At 74.2% G+C, this 8,940-nt stretch carries 7 protein-coding genes and 1 pseudogene; 5 read left to right on the forward strand and 3 right to left on the reverse strand.

Annotated elements, in window-relative coordinates; translation table 11 throughout:
• The first annotated feature begins 269 nt into the window (after window positions 1-269).
• Both ACSNOK_RS26740 and ACSNOK_RS26745 read left to right on the forward strand, forming a co-directional pair.
• Window positions 270-1,058, forward strand: coding sequence for a putative hydro-lyase (locus tag ACSNOK_RS26740; protein WP_436783338.1), 789 nt, complete (start codon window positions 270-272; stop codon window positions 1,056-1,058).
• Entirely contained in the window at window positions 1,055-1,366 is a 312-nt protein-coding gene (locus tag ACSNOK_RS26745) for a hypothetical protein (RefSeq protein ID WP_436783339.1), read from the forward strand. Before ACSNOK_RS26740 ends, ACSNOK_RS26745 begins: the two co-directional genes overlap by 4 nt.
• Before the next feature lie 16 nt (window positions 1,367-1,382).
• On the opposite strand, the gene ACSNOK_RS26750 is transcribed toward ACSNOK_RS26745, so the two are convergent.
• The 3 genes and pseudogenes from ACSNOK_RS26750 to ACSNOK_RS26760 form a co-directional block, all read right to left on the reverse strand.
• Window positions 1,383-2,396, reverse strand: a complete 1,014-nt coding sequence (locus tag ACSNOK_RS26750; RefSeq protein ID WP_436783340.1) for a TIGR04222 domain-containing membrane protein — start codon at window positions 2,394-2,396, stop codon at window positions 1,383-1,385.
• A pseudogene (locus tag ACSNOK_RS26755) lies at window positions 2,393-3,677 on the reverse strand (DUF692 domain-containing protein). The gene ACSNOK_RS26750 and the pseudogene ACSNOK_RS26755 overlap by 4 nt, the downstream one beginning before the upstream one ends.
• 105 nt (window positions 3,678-3,782) lie before the next feature.
• A complete protein-coding gene (locus ACSNOK_RS26760) occupies window positions 3,783-4,796 on the reverse strand; it encodes an isopenicillin N synthase family dioxygenase (protein ID WP_436783341.1) in 1,014 nt (337 codons plus the stop codon).
• Between the two features lie 755 nt (window positions 4,797-5,551).
• On the opposite strand from ACSNOK_RS26760, the gene ACSNOK_RS26765 reads away from it, so the two are divergent.
• The 3 genes from ACSNOK_RS26765 to ACSNOK_RS26775 all read left to right on the forward strand — a co-directional run bounded on the left by ACSNOK_RS26765 (window position 5,552) and on the right by ACSNOK_RS26775 (window position 8,931).
• Window positions 5,552-5,947: a rodlin gene (locus ACSNOK_RS26765; protein WP_436783342.1), complete on the forward strand. Its 396-nt coding sequence runs from the start codon at window positions 5,552-5,554 to the stop codon at window positions 5,945-5,947.
• A 266-nt stretch (window positions 5,948-6,213) separates the two neighbouring features.
• Entirely contained in the window at window positions 6,214-7,965 is a 1,752-nt protein-coding gene (locus tag ACSNOK_RS26770) for a carbohydrate binding domain-containing protein (protein WP_436783343.1), read from the forward strand.
• Window positions 7,966-8,250: 285 nt separating this feature from the next.
• The gene (locus ACSNOK_RS26775; protein WP_436783344.1) at window positions 8,251-8,931 is read left to right on the forward strand and encodes a DedA family protein; all 681 of its coding nucleotides are present in this window, start codon (window positions 8,251-8,253) and stop codon (window positions 8,929-8,931) included.
• Window positions 8,932-8,940: the final 9 nt, after the last annotated feature.

An 8,940-nucleotide genomic window follows, 5' to 3' on the forward strand; every position in this document is an offset into this window, starting at 1 on the left:
CGCCCGAACACCGGCCACCGGCACAGACCACCGGCACACCCCCACCTCCCGCCCACAACGGCCGTAATTCACCGCCCCTTCCCTCACTTCTCCGACACCCTGACGCCCCGGTCACCACGCAGCTCTTGACCGACCGCCGGCACTTCCGGAGAAGCGGACCCCCGCGCAGGCGGAACCCCAACTCCCTTCTTTTCACCACCTCTTGCCCGGTTGTTGAACAATCTCTATCGTCGGACAGCACACCGCCCCCTCACACCGGCGAGGTGCCCATGCGCACACCCCCGCACGCCACCAGCTCCGCCGCGGCCAGGGCCGCGTTCCGTTCCGGGCTCGCCGAGCCCACCGCGGGCTGGGCGGACGGCCATACGCAGGCGAACCTGATCGCCGTCCCGGTCGACTGGGCGTACGACGTGCTCCTCTTCGCCCAGCGCAATCCGCGGCCCTGCCCGGTCCTCGACGTCACCGAGCCGGGCGGCTTCACCACCCCGCTCGCCCCGGGTGCCGACCTGCGGACGGACCTGCCCAGGTACCGGGTCTGGCACGACGGGCGGCCGGTGGACGAACCCACCGACGTCACCGGCGTCTGGCGGGACGACCTCGTCGCGTTCCTCATCGGGTGCAGCTTCACCTTCGAGGGCGCCCTGCGCGCGGCGGGTGTGCCGCTGCGCCACGTCGAGCAGGGCCGCAACGTCGCCATGTACGTGACGAACCGTCAGTGCCGGCCGGCCGGGCGGCTGCGCGGGCCGCTCGTGGTGTCCATGCGTCCCATCCCGGCGGACCTGGTGGCCACCGCGCACCGGCTGACCGCGCTGATGCCCGCCGTGCACGGCGCGCCCGTGCACGTGGGCGACCCGGCGGAGCTCGGCATCACCGACCCGGCGCGGCCCGACTTCGGCGACCCCTGCACGGCGCACGAGGGCGACGTGCCCGTCTTCTGGGCCTGCGGCGTCACCCCGCAGGCCGCCCTGGCCGCCTCCGCCCCGCCCTTCGCGATCACTCACGCGCCCGGGCACATGCTCGTCACGGACGTCCGGGACGAGGAGTACCGGGTCCTGTGACCGCTCCCCCCGGTCAAGAGCCCGGCGCGGCGGCGGGCGACGGCCCGGGGGCGCGGGCGAGCGCCAGGGCAAGCGCACGGAAGATCGCGACCCCGGGGTCGGAGCCGCCCGCCCGGACCGCGAGGTGGCCGCTCTCCCAGGGCGCGTCCGGCGCCGGCACGCAGACGGCCGCCTACCTGGGCATGTTCGCGCCGTACGCCGTCACCCTGCTGTCCGGCGCCTTCGGGGTCCCGGCCCCGCTGGGCGCCGGCGCGGTCCTCGCGGCGTTGACCTGCGGGGCGGTGGCGGCGGCCGGCCGCCGTCCCTGACGGCCCCCGCTCAGGGTCAGCTGCTGCTGCCGCAGCTCGACGACGAGCAGCTCGATCCCGACGAACAGCTCGACCCGGAAGAGCAGCTCGACCCGGACGACGAGTCGGACGAGCAGACGAAACCGCCGGTGTGCCCGGCCGTGCCGCCGGAGTCGCGGGAGGTGCCGCTGTCGCAGGAGAGGCCGACGACGGCCACCGCGCCGCAGGACGCCGACGAGGACGAAGACGAGAACGAAGAGGTACCCGAATCCGTGGAACTTCCCCGTCCGCGGCCGTTCCTCCGCCACCGGGAAGGCACCGGCCGCTGCTCCGCCACCCGTTCGAACTCGCGGCGCAGCGGGCCGTCGGGGAGGGCAGCGGTCCCGCCGACGGCGACCACGCCCGCGGCGCCCTCCGGGTGGCGGGCCGGGTCGGGCTCGTTCCAGGAGGCCGCGCGGATCCGCTCCCGCGCCAGCCGGCGCCCCTCCGCGGTGAAGGGCATCGGCGTCTTCCGCGGCCGGCACGCGACGCGCGCGACGATGCCCAACGCCACCAGGATGAGGGCCACCATCGAGACCGGTTGGAACAGACCCAGGGCGAGGACGGCCGTGAGCGGCAGCCCGGGCAGCTGGAGCCACATCGCCCGGGACCACCAGAGCCGGACGTCCGGCCGCAGCAGCACCCCGCGTTCGACCAGCGACCGGTGCAGCGCCGCCACGGCGGGGTCCTCGCGCAGGGCGCGCCGGAGCTTGCGCAGCGAGCGGGCCCAGTCGCCGCCGCAGTGCCGGAGCAGTGCGCGCTCCAGGGCGTCCCGCGCGGCGGGGGTGACGACCGTGACCCGGCCGCCGTCCACGGTGACGCGCCCGTCCTGGTGCATCCCGGTGATCACAGTGTCGGCGACCCGGCCGGCGCCGCCCGTCAGATAGGCGAGGTCGAGCCGGTCGAGCGTGGCCCCGGGTACGAGGTCGCCGTAGCCCAGGTACCACAGTCGCAGCAGCCAGACCGTGGGGGCGACGACGGTCAGTACGGTGACCGCCAGCAGAAGGATCATCGGTCGCTGCCTTTCGGTCGGCGCGTCGTACGTCGGGCGGACAGGACCGCCGCGAGGCGGCGGAGCGGTCCGGGGCCGGTGCCGGGCGTCTCCGGCGCGTCCGCCCACTCCGTCAGCCGCCGGGCCCGCTCGCCGGTGACGGCCGAGGTGCGGACCAGGTGGCGGGCGAAGTCCCGGGCGTCCCGGCGGTAGCCGTGGGCCAGGGGCCGGCCGGTGGCGTAGGCCAGGAACAGCGGCCGGTAGCGGTCGCCGAGGATCGCGGGGAGTTCGGGCGCGACCTTGGCGACGACGCGCAGGCGCTTGGTCAGCAAAACGTCGCGCTGTAGGTCCAGCCGGGCCGGGTCGAAGCCCGGCGGCGGCGGGGTTCCCTCGACGAGGGCGGAGAGGAAGTCGTGCTGGGCCCGGGCGAGTCGGCGGCGGGCGGCGTCGAGGTCAGCCGGCACGGGTGCCCGCCCGGGCAGTCACGGCGCGCACGGCGTCGAGTTCGGCCGCGAGGCCGTCCGCCGAGGGGAAGTCGTCGTCCCGTTCCAGCAGGACGCCCGGCGGGGTGACGCGGGAGCACAGGTCGGCGAGGACGTCGAGGACGGGCGGTCCGACGGGGTGGGCGTGGCTGTCGTGCCACACCCCGTCGTGTTCGTACCCGCCGGCCACGTGGACGTAGGCGACGGCCTCCACCGGCAGCTCGTCGAGCGCGCGGGACGGGTCCTCGCCGCGGTTGACGTGGTTGGTGTGCAGGTTGGCGACGTCGACGAGGAGCCGTACGCCGGTCCGCTCGACGAGCTCGGCGAGGAACGCGCCTTCGGTGAAGTCCTCGTCGGGCCAGGTCAGATAGCCGGCGATGTTCTCCAGCGCGAGCGGTACGGGGAGCATGTCCTGGGCGATGCGCACGTTGGCGCAGAGGACGTCGAGGGCGTCGCGGGTGCGCGGGACGGGCAGCAGGTGCCCGGCCTCCAGCCGGTGGGACGGCAGGAGTCCGCCGCCGGACCGTACGAAGGCGATGTGCTCGCTCACCAGCGGGGAGCCGAGCGCCTCCGCGAGGTCGGCGAGGGCGGCGAGCCGGGCGAGGTCGGGCCGCTCGGCGCCGCCGAGCCCGAGCGAGACGCCGTGCGGCACGACCGGCAGACCGCGGGCGCGCAGCCGGCGCAGCGGCTCGGGCAGGTGGCCGGGGCACAGGTTCTCGGCCACCACCTCGACCCAGTCGACGCCCGGCAGCGCCGCGATGTCGTCCGCGATCTCCGGCCGCCAGCCGATCCCCGTTCCCAACGTCCTCGAAACGTCCATGATCCCCACCCCCAAGCGCCCGGGGCCTTAGGACCCCGGGTGATTACGCCCGCTCACCTTATAAATCGGAGGGCGGAACGGGAGGGGACCATGGAGTGATCCAGGTCACCCCACGGGCGCGGCGGCCAGCAGGTCCGGGTGGTGGCGCCGGGCCACGCCGGGGTGTGCCCGCAGCCAGCCCTTGATCTCGTTGCGGCCGTACTCGGCGAACAGCGGGTTCGTCTCGTCCTGAGTGACGCCGGGGGCGCGGTGGGCGTGCGGGAAGGGCACGGGCTCGATCCGGGCGTCCAGCCGCGGGTTGTAGAAGAAGGGCACGGAGTAGCGCTCGCGGGCGCCGGGCGGGCTGACAACCCGGTGGTTGGTGGCCTTGAGGTAGCCGTTGGTGGCCACTTCGAGGAGCTCACCGAGGTTGACGACGAAGGCGCCGGGCAGCGGGGGGACGTCGAGGAACGACCCGTCGGGCCCTTCCACCTGGAGCCCGCCGACCTCGTCCTGGAGGAGCAGGGTCAGGAAGCCGTAGTCCTTGTGCGCGCCGACGCCCTGTCCGGAGCCGTCGGGGGCGCTGCCGGGGTAGCGGACGAGCTTGAGGTGCAGGTGGGGGCGGTCGGCGAAGGCCTCGTCGTAGAAGTCGGCCGGGGCGCCGATGGAGGCGAGGAGCTCGTGCAGCAGCCGCCGGGCGACCGCGCTGAGGCGGTCGATCCAGTGCAGGGCGGCGGTGCGCAGCTCGGGGAGGGCGGCGGGCCACTGGTTGGGGCCGTCCAGCCACCAGTAGCCGGGCTCGTCGGCGGCGGGCACGTGCGGCTCGCGCTCGGCGCCGATGTCGAGCTGGTCGCGCCAGTCCCGGCTGCCGCCGGTGCGCTCGTCGCCGATGCGCGTGTAGCCGCGGAAGTGGGGGGAGTTGAGGTTGCTGATGGCGAGCCGGTCGGCCTCGGGCAGGGCGAAGAAGGCGCGGAGGGTGCGCATCAGGGCGGCGGTCTCGTCGTCGGTGATGCCGTGGCCCGTCAGATGGAAGAAGCCGACGTCCCGGGCGGCGGAGTGCAGCGCCTCGTGGAGGCGGGCGCGGTCCTCGGGGGTGCCGGAGGCGGCGGAGAGGTCGATGACGGGGAGCTTGTCGTTCATGAGATGTCCACAGCGTGAGGGCCCGGGTACGCCCGTGTCCCCGCGCACCCCGCACCGCCGCCCGGATGCGGGCGGGGCGGAGCGGGGCGCGCGGGACCGGAACGGGTGGTTGCCCGGTGCGAAGTGCGAGCGGTACGAAAAACGATGCGAAGAACGCCGAGGGGCGGCACGCGAAGGCGTGCCGGGTCAGCGTGAAGAGCGCCCCGGCCCGGTCGGAACGGACGGGCGGCGGCGGGCGCGGGTCAGCCGGAGAGGCGACAGGACATGCTCGTGACGCGCAGGAAGTCCACGTGGCGTCGCTTTACAAGCAGATTCACACGAACGAGGGTATACGACCGCCGGACGATCAGCGGTGTCCTCCTCGTCACATCCGCGGGCCCGGGCGGAGGCGGCGCCGGACAAGGGGCCACGAGAGAGCGCACACGCCGGGTACGACGCACGGCGGGCCCGCCCGGCGCGTCGCGTGGGGGCGCCGTCCGAGCGGGCCGACGGCCGGAAGACCCGCCGCGCACCGCACGCTACCAGCCGGACGCACAGCGTCCGCACGGCGTCACCCACAGGCGCCCCCTCGATGACCGGGCCCACCCGGAGAGCGGGCCGGGGAGCGGGCCGGAGAGCGGCGGCGGCACCGCCTGAGCGCTGCGACGAGGGGCGATGGGGCGAACGAGTGAAAGTCCGGAACTTCCCAAAACGGTCACAGTTACTCAGTTCGCTTCCCAGCGGGAAAAACCCCTCTTCGATCGAAAGGCATAGACGTGCTCAAGAAGGCAATCGCCACGGCCGCGGTGACGGCTTCCGCAATCGGTGCCATGGCCACTCCCGCGATGGCATTCGGTGCCGACGAGCAGGACGCCGTCAACGGGAACGGCGCCAAGACCGGCTACGGCAACACCCACACCGGGGGCAAGGAAAGCCCGCAGATGAGCCTGGTCCAGGGCTCGCTCAACAAGCTCTGCATCGGCCTCGGCCGGGTCAACATCCAGAACATCGTCGCCCTGGTGAACGTCGGTCTCCAGGACATCCCGGTCCTCAGCTCGCAGCAGCAGCAGCAGTGCACGGACAACTCGACGATCAACGACGGCAACGACCCGCTGTCGCACATCCTCGACGACCTGCCGATCCTGTCGGGCAACGGCTCGCTCAACGGCTGACGAAGCCCCGCGGTCCAGGGAAATCCCCCGGTCCGGCATCCGTGCCGGACCGGGGGATTTCCCTTTTCCCGCGCCCGCCGGCCGGGCCCGGTTTTCCGCTCCCTCCGGCCGGGGCCGACGGTTTTCCGGCGCGGCCGGACAATCCCCCGGGGCGTCGGCGGGAATTCCCGCCCCCTGGCCCCTTGACGCAACTCTGGTCCAGTCCAACGATGTTCAGCGCGCAACCGCCCCCACCTCGTGCACACCTCAGTCACCGGGAGCATCCGTTGAGACGACGCCTGTCCGTCCGCGCCGTGGTGGCCGCGCTGGCCACCGCGCTGGCCGGCGCGGGACTCTCCCTGGGCGGCGCCGGCACGGCGACCGCCGCCGCCACCGCCACCCCCTTACCCCCGAGGGTCTTCGCGCCCTACTTCGAGACCTACGGCTCCGACAGCCCGGCCGCGCTCGCCGAGAAGTCCGGTGCCAAGCACCTCACCCTGGCGTTCCTCCAGACCGAGGCCAAGGGCTCCTGCACCCCCTACTGGAACGGGGACACCGGCAAGCCGGTGTCGCCGTCGGTCTTCGGCGCCGACATCACCGCCATCCGCTCCCGGGGCGGGGACGTCATCCCGTCCTTCGGCGGGTACGCGGCCGACAACGGCGGTACCGAACTCGCCGACAGCTGCACCGATGTCGACCGGATCGCCGAGGCGTTCGAGAAGGTGATCACCACCTACGACGTCACCCGGCTCGACCTCGACATCGAGGACAACTCGCTGACCAACGCCGCCGGGATCGACCGCCGCAACAAGGCGATCAAAAAGGTCCAGGACTGGGCCGCCGCCAACGGGCGCCCCCTGCAGATCGCCTACACCCTGCCGACCACCACGCGGGGCCTGGCGGACAGCGGGCTCGCCGTGCTGCGCAACGCCGTGGAGAACGGCGCCCGGGTGGACGTCGTCAACATCATGACGTTCGACTACTACGACGGCGCGCAGCACGACATGGCCGCCGACACCGTCACCGCCGCCGAGGGCCTGCACACCCAACTCGCGTCCCTCTACCCGGACAAGAGCGACGCCCAACGGTGGGCGATGGTCGGCGTCACCGAGATGCCGGGCATCGACGACTACGGGCCCGCCGAGACCTTCACCACCCAGGACGCGGTCAAGGTCTACGACTGGGCCGTCGCCAAGGGCATCAACACCCTCTCGTTCTGGGCCCTCCAGCGCGACAACGGCGGCTGCCCCGGCACCAAGGGCTCCGACACCTGCTCGGGCATCGTCCAGGACACCTGGTACTTCACCCACACCTTCGCGCCCTTCACCGGCGGCGGATCCACGGGACAGGACTTCTCGCTCGCCGTCTCCCCCGGCGCGGCCTCCGTCCCGCCGGGCGGCACCGCCGCGGCCACCGTCGCCACGCGCGCGGTGTCCGGGCCGGCGCAGACCGTGCGGCTGTCCGCGAGCGGCCTCCCGAAGGGGGTCACGGCCGAGTTCAGCCCGTCGTCGGTGACCGCCGGCGAGTCGGCGCGGCTCACGTTCACGGTCGCCAAGGACGCGGCGCCCGGCGCCTACCCGGTGACCGTGACCGGCACCGCGCCCTCCGGGAGCCACACCGCGTCCTTCGCCCTGACCGTCACCGGCGGCGGCACACCGGGCCGGGTGGTCAACGGCGACTTCGAGTCGGGCGGCACCGGGCCGTGGACGTGCGACGACGGGGCCTCGGTGGTCAAGAGCCCGGTGCACGGCGGCTCGTACGCGCTGCGGACCGCGCCGGCGGGCGGCGCGACCGGCGAGTGCCGGCAGACCCTGACCCTCTCCCCCGCCACCTCGTACACGCTCACCGGCTGGGTGCGCGGGGACTACGCGTTCCTCGGCGTCTCGGGCGGGGCGACCGCGAGCCGCTGGGCGTCCGCCGGCGACTGGACGCGGCTGTCCGTTCCGTTCACGACCGACTCCACCGGCCGGGTGACGGTCTATGTGCACGGCTGGTTCGGCCAGGGGGCCGTCCTCGCGGACGACATCACGCTCGGCTGACACGCCGTCCGGTACGTGGGGCCCGCCGGGTGACCGGCGGGCCCCACGCCGTTCCCGCCGGGGGCGCGCGCCGTGTCACCCGTACGGGTCGCAGGGCTCTCCGGCCGGTGGTGCGCGCCCCCGCGCGCGGACGCGGCCGGGCCCCGTATGGAGTCGCTCAAGGCACCCGTCGGCCGCCCCGGATCGTCTACAGTCGCGTAGACCGTCTACCGCCGCGTAGACGTCCGGTCCCGTACCGCCGCGACGGGCGGGCCACCGCCCTCGACCGCCGGAGGCCGCTCAGCCGTGTCGTTCGCGCCCGCCCCGCCCGCCGCCCTCGCCGTCGACCTCCTCGACGCCTCCTCCCTGCTGTCGTCCTTCGGGGCGGCCGGGGTGGCCGTCGTCCTGTTCGCCGAGACCGGCCTGCTGGTCGGCTTCTTCCTGCCCGGCGACTCCCTGCTGTTCACCGCCGGTCTGCTGTGCCGGCCCGGAGCGCACTCCGGGCCCCGCCTGGAGCTGGCCGAAGTGCTGCTGTGCGCGGCGGCCGGGGCGCTGGCCGGGGCGCAGTGCGGCTATGTGATCGGGCGGCGCGGCGGGCGGCCGCTGCTGGCCCGCTCGCGCAACCGGCGGCTGCTCGACGGGGCCGCCCGGGCCGAGGAGTTGCTCGGCCGGTACGGACACGCCCGGGCGGTCGTGCTGGCCCGGTTCGTGCCCGTGGTGCGCACGGTGCTCAATCCGCTGGCCGGCGCGCTGGCGGTGCCGTCCCGCGTCTTTCTGACGTGGCAGGTGGCCGGCGGGCTGCTGTGGACCGCCGGACTGGTGCTGGCCGGGTACGCGCTGGGGTCCGTGGTGCCGGATGTCGACCGGTACCTGCTGCCGCTGGTCGCGGCCGTGGTGGCGCTGTCGCTGCTGCCGCTCGCCGTGGAGCTGCTGCGCGGCCGCCGCCGGGCGGGGGCGGGCCCGCGCGACGGCGACGGGCGGGGCTGAGGCCGGGGA

Source organism: Streptomyces sp. URMC 126, from assembly GCF_051386555.1.
Taxonomy (GTDB): domain Bacteria; phylum Actinomycetota; class Actinomycetes; order Streptomycetales; family Streptomycetaceae; genus Streptomyces.